Here is a 14,468-nt window from a genome sequence, read left to right on the forward strand (position 1 = left end):
CGTCAGCGGAAACTGTCGCCGAGATAGACGCGGCGTACGTTCTCATCCTGCACGACCTCCGCGGGCGTACCGCTCATCAGTACGCTTCCATCGTGCAGGATATAGGCACGGTCCACGATCTCAAGCGTTTCGCGCACGTTGTGGTCGGTGATCAGCACCCCGATGCCGCGATCGCGCAGATCGCTGACCAGATGCCGGATATCGGCGACCGCGATCGGGTCGACGCCAGCGAAGGGTTCGTCGAGAAGCACGTAGCGCGGGTTGGAGGCGAGGCAGCGCGCGATCTCGGTGCGCCGCCGCTCGCCGCCCGAAAGCGCGAGTGCCGGGGCGTCGCGCAGATGGTCGATGGAAAACTCGCCCAGCAACTCCTCCAGCCGGGCGGCGCGGCGGCGGCGGTCGGGCTCGGCGATCTCGAGGATGGCCATGATGTTGCCGGCGACCGTGAGGCCGCGAAAGATCGACATCTCTTGCGGCAGGTAGCCGATGCCGAGGCGCGCGCGGCGATACATCGGCAGGCCCGTCGCATCGACGCCGTCGATGCCGACGCGGCCGGCGTCCGAGGCGACGAGCCCGGCGATGCAGTAGAAGCAGGTGGTCTTGCCCGAGCCGTTGGGTCCCAGCAGCGCCACCACCTCGCCGCGATCGAGCGTGAGTTCGACCCCGCGCAGCACCAGCCGGCTGCCGTATGCCTTGGCGAGGCCGGAGACCGTCAGCCCGGTCCGGTTGGGGGCGGCGTCCTGCATCGTTCAGTCCAGCTGGATGATGGTGCGCACACCGCCGGACATCGCCCCCGTGCCGCGCGCCAGATCGGCGCGAAAGACCTGTCCGGACAGCACGTTCGGCCCCTGAACGAAGACGACGTCGCCGCGCATCTCCAGCGTCTGCTCGGCGAGGGAATAGATGGCCTCCTCAGCCTCGACCGCTTCGGCGGGGGTGGCGAGGGTGACGCCGCCGCCGGCGATCAGGCGGTTGATCCGCGTGCGCCCGCCCTCGGCCTCGCGGCTGTATTCCAGGCGCAGGCTGTCGGCGGTCAGGACCATCTCACCCTGCTCGACCCGCACGTTGCCGCGAAAGACGCTGGCGCCGGTCGGCTGATCGACCTCCAGTTCGTCCGAGTTGATCTCCAGCGGGGCGTCGCTGAGTTGGAGTGACTGGCCCAGCCGGATCTGCGTGTCCTGCGCCACCGCCGGCGCTGCGGCCAGTAGAAGCGCCACCAGCGCGGCCGGCAGTCGGCCGAGGGGGGCAGCAAGGGTCTTGCGGGTTGCACGCGGCATCGGTCACTCCTGATCCAGCGGCTGGTATAGAAGCCTGACGCCGCCCGAGAAGACAAGACGCTGGCTGTTGGAGGCGGCGGGGTCCTGGGTGACGTGGAGCGCGCCCGCCCGCAGGTTGCCCGCGGGCGCTTCGCCCGATACCGGGCCGGGCGAGTGCAGCCAGGTCCGGTCGAGCGCGCCCTCGATCAGGGCGCTTTCCAGCGTGTAGCCGGGCGTCGCCGTGATTTCGATCGCGCCGCGCATGTCGAAGGTGCCGCTGCCGCGGTCGATGGCGCCCGAATCGGCGCGGGCGGTGACCTGGCCGCCCGATTGGTCCTCCAGCGCCAGCGTCAGTCCCGACACCTCCAGCCGCAGGACGGCATCGGGGTCGGTGCGCGCGGTCTCGGCGGTCAGGCGCAGCGCCGCGCCGCCGTCGGTCACGCCCGCGAAGCTTGCGCCCGAAACGCGCGGGTCGCGCGCGCGTTCCTCGACGTCGATCTCGGCCAGCGGGATGGCGCGGCTGGGGTCCACGGTTTCGGCCAGAAGAAAGACCATCGACAGAAGCGCCAGGGCCACCAGGGGGAGCGTCACCTTGAGTACCCAGACCAGGCGCGTGTGGCGGCGATCGAAGCGGGCGGGCGCGTCCATCGGGGCGATCAGTGCGCGAAGATGTCGGTTTCCGGCCATCCCGCGAGGTCGAGCGCCGCGCGCGCCGGCAGGAAGTCGAAACAGGCCTGGGCCAGGGCGACGCGCCCCTCGCGCGCGAGCATTCCCTCCAGCGCGGCCTTGATCCGGTGCAGGTGCAGCACGTCCGAGGCGGCGTATTCCATCTGCGCGCTGCTCAACTCGGCCGCGCCCCAGTCGGAGCTTTGCTGCTGCTTCGAGATGTCGACGCCGGCCAGTTCCGACACGAGGTATTTCAGGCCGTGACGGTCGGTATAGGTGCGCGTCAGCTTCGAGGCGATCTTGGTGCACCAGACCGGCGCGGTCAGCACGTCGAACCGCTGGAGCAGAACCGCGATGTCGAAGCGCCCGAAGTGAAAGAGCTTCAGGACATCGGGATCGCCCAGAAGCGCCGACAGGTTCGGCGCGGAGGCCCCCCCCTGGGCGATCTGCACCAGATGCGCGTCGCCATCACCGGCAGACAACTGCACCAGGCAAAGCCGGTCGCGGTGCGGGTTGAGTCCCATCGTCTCGCAGTCGATGGCGACGATCGGGCCCAGGTCCAGCCCGTCGGGCAGGTCGTTGCGGTGCAGGTGGATGCTCATGCGGTGGTCCCTGGAAGCGGCCGGTGGCGTGATAAGACGCACATAAATCAGTGTCTTAGGTTGTAAGTGGTGCTGCGGTGATAACAGCTTGTCGGGCGTGGCGCAACTGTGGGCGGCGGCCGGGTCGCGGCGTCAGCCGGGCAGGAGGCCGCGCTGGCGCAGGTCGGCCAGGACCTCGGCGCGGTGGGCGTCGCGCGTGGGGACCGGGCCGGGGGCGGGTGCTGCGCTGGCGAAGCGCGGGGCGGGGGCGGGCTCCAGCGTGCCGTCGCGTTCGATCCAGCCGGCGCGGGCGACGATGTGGGGGTCGTGCGCGGCCTCCCACGGGCTGAGGACCGGGGCGACGCAGGCGTCGCTGCCGGCGAAGAGCGCGGCCCAGTGATCGCGCGGTTGTGCGGCGAAGATCGTGGCCAGGCGTTCGGTGGCGCGCGGCCAGCCTGCCGGATCATACTGGCGGGCGAAGTCGGGATCGTCGGTCAGGCCGAGCCGGGCGAGGAATTCGGCGTAGAACTTCGCCTCGAGGCACTGGACCGACAGGAAGCCGCCGTCGGCGCAGGCGTAGCTGCGCGACCAGTGCGGGCCGTCGAGCAGGCTCTGGCCGCGCGCCTCGGTCAGCATGCCGGTGGGTGCCATCGACATCAGAAGTGCCAGCATATGCGCCGAGCCGTCGACGATGGCGGCATCGACCACGCTGCCTTCGCCGGTGCGCTGCGCGCGCAGAAGCCCGGCGAGCAGCCCCGCGACCAGATACATCGCGCCGCCGCCGATGTCGCCGACCAGCGTGGCCGGCGTGACTGGCGGCTGCCCGGGCAGGCCGGCATACCAGAGCGCGCCCGAGGCCGCGATGTAGTTCAGGTCATGCCCGGCCTGCGCGGCGCGCGGCCCGTCCTGGCCCCAGCCGGTCATCCGCCCGTAGACCAGCCGCGGATTGACCCTGTGGATCTGCTCGGGGCCGAGGCCGAGGCGTTCCATCACGCCGGGCCGGAACCCTTCGACCAGGGCGTCGGCCGAGGACAGCAGCGCGTCGATCAGCGGGCGGTCGGCGGGCGCCTTGAGGTCGAGTGCGATGGTTTTCTTGCCGCGGTTGAGGATCGATCGGTCGGGCACGCCGGGGGTCCCGGCGCCGCCGGGTCGCTGGATGCAGATCACCTCGGCGCCCTGATCGGCCAGCCACATGGCGGCGAAGGGGCCGGGGCCCAGCCCCTCGAACTCGATGATGCGCAATCCGTCCAGCATGCCGCTCATGCAGGCCTCCATTCGCCGCGACCGATCAGAAGTTCTTTCAGCAGCGTCGGCCGGTCGGTCATGATCCCGTCGACGCCCATGTCGAGCAGCCGCGTCATCTCGGCGCGGTCGTTCACCGTCCAGACCTGAACGCGGATGCCGGCGTCATGGGCGGCGCGAACGAATCGCGGCGTGACGATGGGAACCCCGCGGTAGGAGACCGGCACCTGCACCAGCGCGAAATCGCCGGGCGGCAGCGGCAGCCCCCTGCCGCGCAGCCACAACCGGGCGACCCCGGCATGGGCCGGCGACCAGATCAGGCGTGCGCCGAAGCGCGCGCGCAACCGCCGTGTCGGGGCGGCGCTGAAGGACCCGATGCAGACGCGGTCCAGCGCGCCCGATCGGCGAATGACCTCGGCCAGGGGGTCGATGACCCTGTCGGTCTTCACCTCGATCGTGAAGCAGAGCCGGGGGAAGGCGGCGAGCACCTCGGCAAGGCGCGGAATGCCCGCCCCGCCGTGCGTGCGCAACTGTGCGACCTGTGTCCAGTCGAGGGTGCGCACGGCGCGCCTGTCGCCGGTCATCCGCGCGAAGGTCGGGTCGTGATGAACGACGACCTCGCCGTCGCGGGTGGCGTGCACGTCGAGTTCGATGTGGGTGTAGCCCAGCGCCTCGGCATGGGCGAAGGCGGGCAGGGTGTTCTCCTCGACCTCGAGCGAACCGCCGCGATGCGCGATGGCAAGCGGCGGGACGTGATCGAGGAAGGCGGGTGGCGGGGCGGCACTCATGGCGCCATCATCCGCATCGCGCGGCAACTGTCGAGGCGCACGCGAACTTTTTTCAGGCGACCCTTATTGTGCGGCCGCGCTGGGCACCCCGCCTGGCCTGGCGGCGGCCGCCGGTCGCGTGACGCGCGATATCTCCTCGATCAGCCGGGTGGACTGGAAGGGCTTGCCGACATGGCCGGCAAAGCCTGCGCGGAAGTATTCGTCGACCTGATGGGTCATCACGTTGGCGGTGATCGCCAGGGCGACCGGCGCGGGCACGCCCAGATCCGCCGCCTTCGTCCGCAAGGCCGCGAGCGTCGAGAACCCGTCGAGATCGGGCATCGAGATGTCGAGAAGCACGAGCGCGAACTCCTCCGGCGCCCAGAGCGCGCGCGCGGCCTCGCCCCCCTCGACCATGGTCACGCGGGCGCCGGCGCGTTCGAGCATCAGCCCGAGGACCCGGCGGTTGACCGCGTTGTCGTCGGCGGCAAGGATCGTCAGGCCGGCCAGCGGGGCGGCAGGATCGTCCGAGGCCGACGCGCGGGGGGTGTCATGCGGGGCGGTCGTTGGGGCGGCTTCCACCTCGTCCAGCGGCAGGGTGACGATGATGCAGGTGCCGCGCACGGGTTCGGTGTCGAGGGCGATGTCGCCCTTCATCTGCTCGACCAGCGCCTTGGTGATGGTCATGCCCAGACCGGTGCCGCCGAAGCGTCGCGCGACCGTGCCGTCGCCCTGTTCGAACTCGGTGAATACCCTGTCGGCCTGTTCGGGGGTCATGCCGATGCCGGTGTCGCGCACCGCGATGCGGATGGGCGCGCCCCGTGCTGCGTCGAAGCGGACATGGACGCCGCCGGTTTCGGTGAACTTGATCGCATTGCCGACGATGTTGTGCACGACCTGAAGGATGCGATGCGGGTCGCCCTGGCGCGCGGGGGAAGCGGGGTCGGGGCCCGCCACCTCGAACGCGAGGCCCTTGTCGCGGGCGGCGGTCGCGTGCAGCGCGCGGATCCGCGTGGCGATCTGCGCAGGATCGAAGGCGACAGATTCGATCTGCATCTTGCCGGCCTCGATCTTGGACATGTCGAGGATGTCGTTGAGAATGCTCAGGAGCGTGGCGCCGCTGTCGCGGATGGTGCGCGCCATGGCGCGGGTTCCGGGTTCGTCGAGCGCGTCCTCCAGCACCTCGGCCATGCCGAGGACGCCGTTGAGTGGCGTGCGGATTTCGTGGCTCATGTTGGCGAGAAACTGGGACTTGGTGCGATTGGCGGCCTCGGCCCTGTCGCGGGCGGCCTTGAGCGAGCGTGCGGTTTCCAGCTGCTCGGTCATGTCGGCCATCGCGCAAACCACGCGCGTGCCGACCCCGTCCCGGTCGATGCGAGCGACATTGACCGAGAGCATGCGCACCGCCCCGTCGGCGCGCCGAAAGGCGAGCTGCACGCCGCGCAGGCGGGTGCCGGCGGCGAGGATCTCGCCGAAGCCGCCCTCGGGCAGCTGGTCGTCGAGGGGGACGGGCGGAAAGATCGCGGCATGGTCCATGCCCAGAAGTTCGCGCGCGGATATCCGGGTCAGCTTGCCGGCCTCGGGATTGGCGAAGATCGCGCAGCCGCCCTCATCGAAGGCGATGATCGCGGTCATCGTGGTCTGCATCAGAAGCTGCAGGTAGTCGCGTTCGGCGGCGAGCCGCGCTTCGAGGCTTTCGCGCTCGGTGACGTCGTTGAAGACCAGCACGCGACCCATCTCGGCCCGGCTGTCCAGCGGCTTTTCCATCGGCAGGATGCGCAGGTCGTAGCGGCGGTTGCCCAGGGCGAAGGTCCGCATGGGCAGGGTATCGGGCTGCAGGAGCGACTTCAGATGCGGAGCCAGTTCGGGCCAGTCCTTCAGATGCCGGGCGTCACCGGCGTCCGTGGCAAGCGCCAGCGCGGCGGGGTTTGCGCCGGCCACGCCCCCGTCGGGCGTGACGATCAGGATGGGGCCGGGCGTGTTGAGAAAGAGCACCTCGGTCGCCACGGCGCGCAGGTCGAGCATGCGGTCGGTGATGACGAACCAGGCGAAGATCATCATTGCCAGCGCATAGGCATAGGCGGTGGGATCGATGCCGGAAACTGTGAAGCGCGCGAAGATGTAGCCCAGGTTTGCCGCGATCGGGGTGATCAGGATGATGAGCCAGGCCGCGAAGAACGGCCGATGCGCCGGATGCGTGCGCAGCAGGCCGCGCACCAGAAGCGCCACGCCGGAAACGATGAAGCCATAGAGCCAGAGCGCGGCCAGCATGAAAAGCGGCCCATGATCGTAATGGACCTGGCCGGTCGGATCCCGAGGGTCGATGCCGGTCTCGGGCCCATAGAAGGCGCCGTGCCAGTCATTGGTCGCGGCCATCGCGCCGATGACGATGGGGCCGCCCAGAAGCGCCAGCCGACGGCGGCGCGAGCGCCAGCGATTGCGCGCGCGCGCATAGTCGTCGACGAAGAAGCACAGCGCGACGGGAAGGAATGCGATCCCCAGCCAGGCGACCTGCGCCCAGCGGATCTTGCACGCTTCGCCGATGACGCGGTGTTCCAGCGTCACCGCGCCGAGCCAGAAAATGGCGCCGATCAGGCTGGCGATGAAGAAGGGTTTGCCATGAAAACGCCGGTTCCAGCCGAGCCACACGGCGATCGCCGCAAGCCCCGTCAGGAATACCGCCGCGACTGTGTCGATCGGCAGGGGCGGGTTCAACTGGAAGCACTCAGCCACGGTCGAGCCCCGCCAGCGAGGTGTCAGACGCGCTACATCCGGTTGCGGCCACTGGAAAGTCTCCAACGAGATACCGCCGCACTCTAGGAGGGGGATGGTTTGCGACCGGTTACCAGATCCCGCGAAATTCGCGGGGTGCGGCGATCAGGCGACCGGCTGACCGTCCCGCCAGACCGCGCGAAGCGCCAGGTCCGGCGCCAGGTGGACGAAGTCGGCCCGGGCCCCAGGGACGAGGATGCCGCGGTCCGCGGCGCCGATCAGTTGTGCGGGCAGACGCGTGGCCATGGCCAGCGCGCGATCCGTCGGGCAGCCGAGGCGGTGCAGATGCGCCAGCGCCTGCGGCAGCGTGATGTCGGCCCCGGCGAGCGTGCCGTCGGCAAGCGTCAACCGGCCCTGAAGGCGACGGATCCGGCGGTCCCCGAGGGTGAATTCCGCCAGATCGGTGCCGGCGACGGCCATCGCGTCTGACACGAGGAACAGCCGATCCGGGCCCTTGGCGGCCAGCGCCGTGCGCAGCGCGGCATCGGCGACATGCACGCCGTCGGCGATGATGCCCGCCGAAACCGGGGCCGCCAGCGCCGCCCCGACAAGCCCCGGAGATCGGGCCGAAAGCTGGCTCATGGCGTTGAAGAGGTGGGTCACGGCACGGGCGCCAGCGGCAAACGCGGCCTCGGCGGCGTCGGCCGTGCAGTCGCTGTGACCGAGGCTGACCACCGCCCCCGCGCGGCAAAGCCGGGCGATCTGGTCGGGACTCGCGGCCTCGGGCGCGAGGGTGATCAGCAGCGCGGGCAGGGCGCGCGCCGCGGATTCGAGGGCGTGCAGATCGGCGTCTTCCATCGGCCGGATCAAAGCGGGATCGTGCGCGCCGGCCCGGCGCGGGTCCAGATGCGGCCCTTCCAGATGCAGGCCCAGGAAGCCCGGGACGCGCGCGCGGTGCGCGGCGATTGCGGCGGCGACGACCTGGGCGGTGACCGCGGGCGTGTCGGTGATCAGCGTCGGCAGGATGCCGGTGGCGCCGAGGCGGGCATGCGCGGCGCAGATGCGGGCGATCCGGTCGGCATCGGCGCCCTTGCCCAGCATGATCCCGTCGCCGCCATTGACCTGCAAGTCGATCAGGCCGGGTGCGAGGATGCCTTCGCCGAGGTCCACCAGTTGCACGCCCGCCGGCAGCGGGTTTTCGGCGCGCAGGATCGCGGCGACGCGTTCGCCTTCGACCAGCAGCGTGGCGTGTCGGCTCAGGTGCGTGCCGTCGAACAGCCGGGCGGCGCGGAAGGCCCGGATCATGCCGCGCCCAGCCGTTCGGCCCGCCAGAGCGCGCCATCGAGGATGGAACCGCGCGGGCTGACCAGCGGCCAGCGCCCGCCGGCCGGGCCGAGGCGCGCGGCGATGACCGGACCCACCCCCCCCATCAGGGCGACCGGCAGAAGGCGGTCTTCGGGTTGCAGGCGGTCGATCGCGCGGATGACCCAGGCGGTTGCCGTGTCCAGCACGTCCGCGGCGACGGGACAGCCCTGGGCGGCGTTTTCGATCACCAGCGGGGCCATCGCGGCGAAATTGGTGGGCCGGGAATCGCGGGCGAAGATCATCATCGCGCCCGGATCGGCGAAGCGCGCCCAGAGTGCCGCGGTCAGCGGGCCGGCGGGTCCCAGACCGTCGCGCGCGTAGAGCGCTCGGCGCATCGCTTCGCGCCCGATCCAGGCGCCGCTGGCCTCATCCCCCAGCTGGAACCCGTAGCCGCCCACCCGCTGCATCTGACCGGACAGCTGTCGCGCAAAGACCGAGCCGGTGCCAAGCGCGGCGATGATTCCGTCGTCGCCTTCGAAGGCGCCCGAGAGCGCCAGATCGACGTCGCCCACGACCGCCACCCTTGGCAGGTCGAGGGCCGCGACGATGCGGGGGCCCGCCCCGATTTCGACCGCGCCGGCGATGCCCAGGACCGCCTGTACCTCGGCGTGCCCTGCGGCCATTGCCTGCGCCTCGGCCAAGGTCTCGGCGACCAGGGCGCGGATCGTGGCGATGGCGCCGTCGGGGTCGGTATGGACATTGGCGGGACCGGCGCGATGTTCCGCCGTCGTGCGCCCGTCGGACAGGCGCGCCCGCGCGCGACATCCCGTTCCACCCCCATCCAGCCCGAGGAAGATTTTCATGCGGTTCCCTTTCGCGGCACCCATAGCAAGCCGGCACCGGGCCGGAAAGCCCGTTGACAGTACTGGCCGGGCGCGGTTCGCTGCCATTGACCGGATGCAATCAGGAAGGGCACCGCGCGATGAGCGAAGCCGCAGATCCGCGCTACCGCGACCTCGATCTCTGGGACGACCGGACCGCGCTTGCCGCGATGTGGGAGGGACAGTTGGCCGCGGTCGCCGCGATCGGTCCCGCCCTGCCGGATATCGCCGCCGGCGTCGCCGCGATTGCCGACCGGCTCGCCCGCGGGGGGCGGTTGTTCTACGCCGGTGCCGGGACCTCCATCCGCATCGCGGTGCAGGACGGCACCGAACTGGGCCCGACCTTCGACTGGCCCGAGGCGCGCACGGGCTATCTGATCGCCGGCGGGGAGGGCGCGCTGCGCGAAGCCGTGGAGGGTGCCGAAGACGACGCCACGGATGCCGCGGCGCAGGTCGTCGGCGCGGCGATCGGACCGCCGGATGCGGTGATCGGGATTGCAGCCAGCGGCCGGACGCCGTTCACCGTCGCCGCGGTGCGCGCAGCGCGCGCGGCCGGTGCGCTGACCGTCGGCATTGCCGGGACCGCGAAAGCCCCGCTGCTGGAGGTCGCCGAGCACGCGATCTGCCTTGGCACTGGACCCGAGGTGCTGGCCGGCTCGACGCGGATGAAGGCGGGGACGGCGCAGAAGGTCGCGCTCAACCTGATCTCCACGCAGGTCATGATGCGGCTGGGGCGCGTGCATGGCGGACTGATGGTCGACATGCGCCCCGCCAACGCCAAGCTGCGCACCCGCGCGAATGCCATGGTGCAGCAACTGTCGGGGGTGGATGCCGCGCAGGCGGAGGCCGCGTTGCAGACCGTCGGCAGGAGGGTCAAGCCCGCGGTGCTGGTCGCGTTAGGGCTGAGCCCCGCGGACGCGCGCCGCGCGCTGGCCGAGAGCGACGACGTCCTGCGCCGCGCGCTCAGTCAAGTCCCGAGAAGGGAACCCGACAACTGAGCACGTTCCAGGCGCCCTCGCGCCGGTAGCGCAGATCGGTGGTCAGGCAGCGGATGATGTGCCAGCCGAAGCCGCCCTCCGGCAACTCGAGCGGCGGCTCCATTTCCGGCAACGGGGGATCGGGCGGATAGCCGATGGGGGCCTCGCGCCCCTGATCGCGCAGCATGCAATCCAGCCCGTCGCGTCCGATCGTGACGGTCAGGTCGACCGGGCCTTCGGTGCCGGCATAGGCATGCTCCACGATGTTGTTCATCGCCTCGGCCAGGATCAGTTCGGCGTTGGCCACGTCGTCCTCGGACAGCCCCGCGGCGGCCAGTGCCTCGGTCACGTGGACCAGTGTCTCGCGCGTGGCCTTGTCGCCCGAGGTGAATCGGCGACGGATGGGGCCGGCCGCGCCTGCCTGTTCACGATCCGTCATCGCAGGGGACCCCTGGGCGACCATTGTCTCAGCCTGCCGCCTTCAGCGCACCGGGAACGGTTTCATGAATGGTGAAGATGCTGTCCATCCGCGTCAGGCGGAAGACCTTGGCCACCGACGGCGTCAGCCCGGCCAGTTGCAGCGGGCGCTCGGGGCCGAGCAGTTTCAGGACGGCCACCACGGCTCCCAACCCGCTGCTGTCCAGAAAGGTGACCTTCGACAGATCGAGGATGATCGGATTGCCCGGCGCGTCGACCGCGGCGCGCACGGCTTCCTTGAATTCGATGGCGACGGCGGCGTCGATGCGCGCCTCATTGACGCGGATCACCAGCCCCGTGGGGTTGAGTGTTGCGGAGATGTCCACGATTTCCCCTCGCATTCCGTCCGGTTTCGTGGTGAGCCTAGAGGCTGATCGTTTCGAAATCGTTCATGAACGGAAGGTGGCAGCATGCAAGAGGTGGTGATCATCGGCGCAGCGCGGACCCCGATGGGCGGGTTCCAGGGTGTTTTTGCGGGCGTGCCGGCGGCAGAACTGGGCGGCCAGGCGATTGCCGCGGCGCTGAAGGGCGCGGGGGTTTCGGCCGAACGGGTCGAGGAACTGGTGATGGGCTGCGTGTTGCCTGCCGGGCAGGGACAGGCGCCGGCGCGGCAGGCGGGCTTCATCGCCGGGCTGGGCGAGGGGGTGCCGGCGACGACGCTCAACAAGATGTGCGGCTCGGGGATGAAGGCGGCGATGGTGGTCGCCGACCAGATCGCGCTGGGCCGGGTCGGTATCGCGGTCGCCGGCGGCATGGAAAGCATGACCGAGGCGCCGTATCTGCTGCCGGAGATGCGCGGCGGCGCACGGATCGGGCATCAACAGGTGGTCGACCACATGTTCCTCGACGGGCTGGAGGATGCCTATGACAAGGGCCGCCTGATGGGCACCTTCGCCGAGGATTGCGCCGAGGCCTTCCAGTTCACCCGCGAAGCGCAGGACGACTACGCGCTGCGTTCGCTCTCGAACGCGCTGGAGGCGACGGAAAGCGGCGCGTTCGAGCACGAGGTCGCGCCGGTGACGGTGAAGGGGCGCAAGGGTGAAGTCGTTGTTTCCGTTGACGAACAGCCGCAAAGCGCGCGGCCCGAGAAGATCCCGACGCTGAAGCCCGCCTTTCGCAAGGACGGCACGGTGACGGCCGCCAATGCCTCGTCGATCTCGGACGGGGCGGCGGCGCTGGTGCTGGCCTCGCGCGCCGCCGCCGAGGCCGCGGGCGCGCCGATCCGGGCGGTGATCCGGGGGCATGCAAGCCACGCGCAGGCGCCGGGCTGGTTCACCACCGCCCCCGTGCCCGCTGCCCGCAAGCTGCTGGATTCGCTAGGCTGGTCGGTCTCGGACGTGGACCTCTGGGAGGTCAACGAGGCCTTCGCGGTGGTCCCCATGGCCTTCATGCACGAGATGGGGATCGCGCGCGAGAAGATGAACGTGAACGGCGGGGCCTGCGCGCTGGGCCATCCCATCGGGGCCTCGGGGGCGCGGATCATGGTGACGCTGCTGAACGCGCTGGAAAAGCGCGGGCTGCGGCGCGGCGTGGCGGCGATCTGCATCGGTGGCGGCGAGGGCACGGCGATTGCGATCGAGCGCGTCTGAGGGCGCGGAAATCCCGCGGACAGCGCTGCCGGAAAGCGTATGGCAAGGGGCTGGCAAGCGTATGGCAAGCGTATGGCAGTTCCGAACGCTGCGGCAGGGTTTTGGTAACGCATGAGCCCAAGGTGTTCGGGCTTTGGGTGAAGCGCAGAAAGGGGGGCGCTGCCCCCCTTTTGGCTGCGCCAATTCACCCCCCGGGATACTTTCGGACAGGAAAAGTCCGAGGCAGGAAGGGCCAGACCACCCTTTACGGCATGGCCTCTTTTCGCCGCGCGCGAAGCGTGCGGCGCCCGGCCCAACGCGAGGAAGGTTGCACGCGCAGCGTGCAGCTTGACGAGGGGCGGGAGAACTCCCGTCGCCTTGGGCGCAGGGCCGGTCTGCGGCGGCGTCGATCGGTGCGTTGGGGCGGGAATTCCCGGAGGGCGTGGTCGGTCTCAGGCCGCCGCAGGAAGCGGATGGGGGATCGATCGCGACCCGTGGACAGCGCGCAGCGCAGCCGCTGGTATCGGCATTCTCGGACGACCAGCGGGGTTGTGGTCCAGTTGATCGCGTCGCAAGCCCTGCCGCCGGCAAGCCTTGGCGAGCTCGCAAGTCTTGGCACAAGGCAGAGCGTGGCGAGGGTGTCGCGGACGGGCGGCCGCTATGGGGTCGGAAGGGCTCCGCTACGGTCTGTGCCGTCGCGGCGTGTCCCGCGCGCCGCACCGGCGCGGGCAGGGGCCGGCGGGGAAGGTCACGGTCCCGCCTCAGCCGGCCAGTTCGGTCTCGATCCGCGCCTGGGCTTCCAGCGTGCGGTGGACCGGGCATCTGTCGGCGATGCGCAGCAGGTCGGCACGGTCCTCGGCGGAGAGATCGCCTTCGAGCCGGATGCGGCGGGTGAAGACGTCGATCCGGGCGCCGGGGTTTTCGCAATCGGCACAATCCTCGGCGTGGCGCCTGTCGTGCGAGACGTCGCAGGCGACATGCGCCAGTGCCAGTTCCTTGCGCCTCGCGTAGATCCGCAGCGTCATGGTGGTGCAGGCCCCCAGCGCCGCGGCGAGGTACTGGTAGGGGCTGGGTCCGCGGTCGGTGCCGCCCATCGCGGCTGGCTCGTCGGCGACCAGCGCATGCCGGCCCTCGACGCTGATGTCCTGGCGGAAGCCGCCGCCCTCGGCCTCGGCCACGCGCACCACGCCTTCGGGGGCGTCGGCGGGGGCGGGTGGATCGGCGAGGTCCAGGTAGTGCGTCGACCAGGCGGCGATCACCCCGGCGGCGTAGTCGGCGTCACGCTCGGCGGTGATCAGGTGGTCGGCGGCGTCGAGGGCGACGAAGCTCTTGGGGTGTTTCGCCGCCGCGAAGATCCGTCGCGCGTTGTCGATCCCGACGATCGCGTCGCGCGGCGCGTGCAGCACCAGAAGCGCGGCCTTCAGCCGGCCCAGCGCCTCGGTCAGCTTCGCTTCGCGCACGTCCTCGACGAAGTCGCGGCGGATGGTGAAGTCGCGCCCGGCCAGGCTGACCGTCGCTTCGCCGGTCTCGGCGATGGTGTCGAGCGCGGCGCCGAAGTTGCCCAGAACATGCGCCGGGTCGGCGGGCGCGTTCAGCGTCGCCACCGCGCGCACGCCGGCGATGCCCGGCGCCGCCGCCAGCACCGCCGCGCCGCCCAGCGAATGGCCGATCAGCAGTTGCGGGGCCAGGCCGTTCTCGGCCATCCAGGCCGCCGCCGCCCCGAGATCGGCGATGTTCGACGAGAAATCGGTGTTGGCGAACTCGCCCCCGGAATGGCCGAGCCCGGTAAAGTCGAAGCGCATCGTGGCGATGCTGCGCGCGGCCAGGGCGCCGGCGATGCGGCGCGCGGCGGCGATGTCCTTGGAACAGGTGAAGCAATGCGCGAAGAGAGCGGCGGCGCGCACCGCCCCCTCCGGCCGGTCGAGCCGGGCGGCCAGCATCGTGCCGCCGGCTCCGGCGAATTCGATCCTCTCGCTGCGCATCGCGAAACCTCCACTGGACCGCGGCCGAGTAAACCCGCGCCGGGGGGACATGTCCAC

The 14,468-nt window shown here is 70.7% G+C and carries 14 protein-coding genes; 2 read left to right on the forward strand and 12 right to left on the reverse strand.

The features are described from left to right. Positions 1 to 2: 2 nt before the first annotated feature. The 9 genes from lptB to IM708_RS11170 all read right to left on the reverse strand — a co-directional run bounded on the left by lptB (position 3) and on the right by IM708_RS11170 (position 9,389). Complete coding sequence (gene lptB, locus IM708_RS11130; protein ID WP_209426600.1) at positions 3 to 743, reverse strand: LPS export ABC transporter ATP-binding protein; 741 nt, start codon at positions 741 to 743, stop codon at positions 3 to 5. Between the two features lie 3 nt (positions 744 to 746). Beyond that, complete coding sequence (locus IM708_RS11135) at positions 747 to 1,274, reverse strand: LptA/OstA family protein (protein ID WP_209426601.1); 528 nt, start codon at positions 1,272 to 1,274, stop codon at positions 747 to 749. A gap of 3 nt (positions 1,275 to 1,277) precedes the next feature. Next, on the reverse strand, positions 1,278 to 1,901 hold the full coding sequence (locus tag IM708_RS11140; RefSeq protein ID WP_209426602.1) for a hypothetical protein: 624 nt from the start codon (positions 1,899 to 1,901) through the stop codon (positions 1,278 to 1,280). Positions 1,902 to 1,909: 8 nt separating this feature from the next. Then, on the reverse strand, positions 1,910 to 2,521 hold the full coding sequence (locus IM708_RS11145) for a ribonuclease D (protein ID WP_209426603.1): 612 nt from the start codon (positions 2,519 to 2,521) through the stop codon (positions 1,910 to 1,912). Between the two features lie 132 nt (positions 2,522 to 2,653). Next, a complete protein-coding gene (locus IM708_RS11150; protein WP_209426658.1) occupies positions 2,654 to 3,754 on the reverse strand; it encodes a CaiB/BaiF CoA-transferase family protein in 1,101 nt (366 codons plus the stop codon). Positions 3,755 to 3,759: 5 nt separating this feature from the next. Further along, positions 3,760 to 4,530, reverse strand: a complete 771-nt coding sequence (locus IM708_RS11155) for a glycerophosphodiester phosphodiesterase (protein WP_209426604.1) — start codon at positions 4,528 to 4,530, stop codon at positions 3,760 to 3,762. Positions 4,531 to 4,593: 63 nt separating this feature from the next. Further along, positions 4,594 to 7,242: a histidine kinase N-terminal 7TM domain-containing protein gene (locus IM708_RS11160; RefSeq protein ID WP_209426605.1), complete on the reverse strand. Its 2,649-nt coding sequence runs from the start codon at positions 7,240 to 7,242 to the stop codon at positions 4,594 to 4,596. A gap of 144 nt (positions 7,243 to 7,386) precedes the next feature. Then, positions 7,387 to 8,526, reverse strand: coding sequence for an N-acetylglucosamine-6-phosphate deacetylase (gene nagA / locus IM708_RS11165; RefSeq protein WP_209426606.1), 1,140 nt, complete (start codon positions 8,524 to 8,526; stop codon positions 7,387 to 7,389). After that, on the reverse strand, positions 8,523 to 9,389 hold the full coding sequence (locus tag IM708_RS11170; RefSeq protein ID WP_209426607.1) for a BadF/BadG/BcrA/BcrD ATPase family protein: 867 nt from the start codon (positions 9,387 to 9,389) through the stop codon (positions 8,523 to 8,525). Before IM708_RS11170 ends, nagA begins: the two co-directional genes overlap by 4 nt. Positions 9,390 to 9,508: 119 nt before the next feature. Between IM708_RS11170 and IM708_RS11175 the strand changes: the two genes are divergently transcribed. Then, positions 9,509 to 10,405: an N-acetylmuramic acid 6-phosphate etherase gene (locus IM708_RS11175; protein ID WP_209426608.1), complete on the forward strand. Its 897-nt coding sequence runs from the start codon at positions 9,509 to 9,511 to the stop codon at positions 10,403 to 10,405. On the opposite strand, the gene IM708_RS11180 is transcribed toward IM708_RS11175, so the two are convergent. Next, positions 10,371 to 10,823, reverse strand: a complete 453-nt coding sequence (locus tag IM708_RS11180; protein ID WP_209426609.1) for an ATP-binding protein — start codon at positions 10,821 to 10,823, stop codon at positions 10,371 to 10,373. The two genes, IM708_RS11175 and IM708_RS11180, sit on opposite strands and share 35 nt — an antisense overlap. 28 nt (positions 10,824 to 10,851) lie before the next feature. Further along, a complete protein-coding gene (locus IM708_RS11185) occupies positions 10,852 to 11,187 on the reverse strand; it encodes an STAS domain-containing protein (RefSeq protein ID WP_348524961.1) in 336 nt (111 codons plus the stop codon). Positions 11,188 to 11,271: 84 nt separating this feature from the next. Here IM708_RS11185 and IM708_RS11190 point away from each other — a divergent pair, with 84 nt between their 5' ends. Beyond that, positions 11,272 to 12,450 carry an acetyl-CoA C-acyltransferase gene (locus tag IM708_RS11190; RefSeq protein ID WP_209426611.1) on the forward strand — a complete coding sequence of 393 codons (1,179 nt, stop codon included), beginning with the start codon at positions 11,272 to 11,274 and terminating at the stop codon, positions 12,448 to 12,450. 740 nt (positions 12,451 to 13,190) lie between these two features. Here the strand turns inward: IM708_RS11190 and IM708_RS11195 are convergent. Next, positions 13,191 to 14,411, reverse strand: a complete 1,221-nt coding sequence (locus IM708_RS11195; RefSeq protein ID WP_209426612.1) for an OsmC family protein — start codon at positions 14,409 to 14,411, stop codon at positions 13,191 to 13,193. Positions 14,412 to 14,468 lie beyond the last annotated feature (57 nt).

Source organism: Pararhodobacter sp. SW119 (genome assembly GCF_017811755.1).
Lineage (GTDB): Bacteria > Pseudomonadota > Alphaproteobacteria > Rhodobacterales > Rhodobacteraceae > Pararhodobacter.

What these genes read in the sequence shown, in the direction of transcription:
- lptB (WP_209426600.1), bottom strand. Translation starts at nt 743, where the DNA reads ATGCAGGACGCCGCCCCCAACCGGACCGGGCTGACGGTCTCCGGCCTC.
- IM708_RS11135 (WP_209426601.1), bottom strand. Translation starts at nt 1,274, where the DNA reads ATGCCGCGTGCAACCCGCAAGACCCTTGCTGCCCCCCTCGGCCGACTG.
- IM708_RS11140 (WP_209426602.1), bottom strand. Translation starts at nt 1,901, where the DNA reads ATGGACGCGCCCGCCCGCTTCGATCGCCGCCACACGCGCCTGGTCTGG.
- IM708_RS11145 (WP_209426603.1), bottom strand. Translation starts at nt 2,521, where the DNA reads ATGAGCATCCACCTGCACCGCAACGACCTGCCCGACGGGCTGGACCTG.
- IM708_RS11150 (WP_209426658.1), bottom strand. Translation starts at nt 3,754, where the DNA reads ATGCTGGACGGATTGCGCATCATCGAGTTCGAGGGGCTGGGCCCCGGC.
- IM708_RS11155 (WP_209426604.1), bottom strand. Translation starts at nt 4,530, where the DNA reads ATGAGTGCCGCCCCGCCACCCGCCTTCCTCGATCACGTCCCGCCGCTT.
- nagA (WP_209426606.1), bottom strand. Translation starts at nt 8,526, where the DNA reads ATGATCCGGGCCTTCCGCGCCGCCCGGCTGTTCGACGGCACGCACCTG.
- IM708_RS11170 (WP_209426607.1), bottom strand. Translation starts at nt 9,389, where the DNA reads ATGAAAATCTTCCTCGGGCTGGATGGGGGTGGAACGGGATGTCGCGCG.
- IM708_RS11175 (WP_209426608.1), top strand. Translation starts at nt 9,509, where the DNA reads ATGAGCGAAGCCGCAGATCCGCGCTACCGCGACCTCGATCTCTGGGAC.
- IM708_RS11180 (WP_209426609.1), bottom strand. Translation starts at nt 10,823, where the DNA reads ATGACGGATCGTGAACAGGCAGGCGCGGCCGGCCCCATCCGTCGCCGA.
- IM708_RS11190 (WP_209426611.1), top strand. Translation starts at nt 11,272, where the DNA reads ATGCAAGAGGTGGTGATCATCGGCGCAGCGCGGACCCCGATGGGCGGG.
- IM708_RS11195 (WP_209426612.1), bottom strand. Translation starts at nt 14,411, where the DNA reads ATGCGCAGCGAGAGGATCGAATTCGCCGGAGCCGGCGGCACGATGCTG.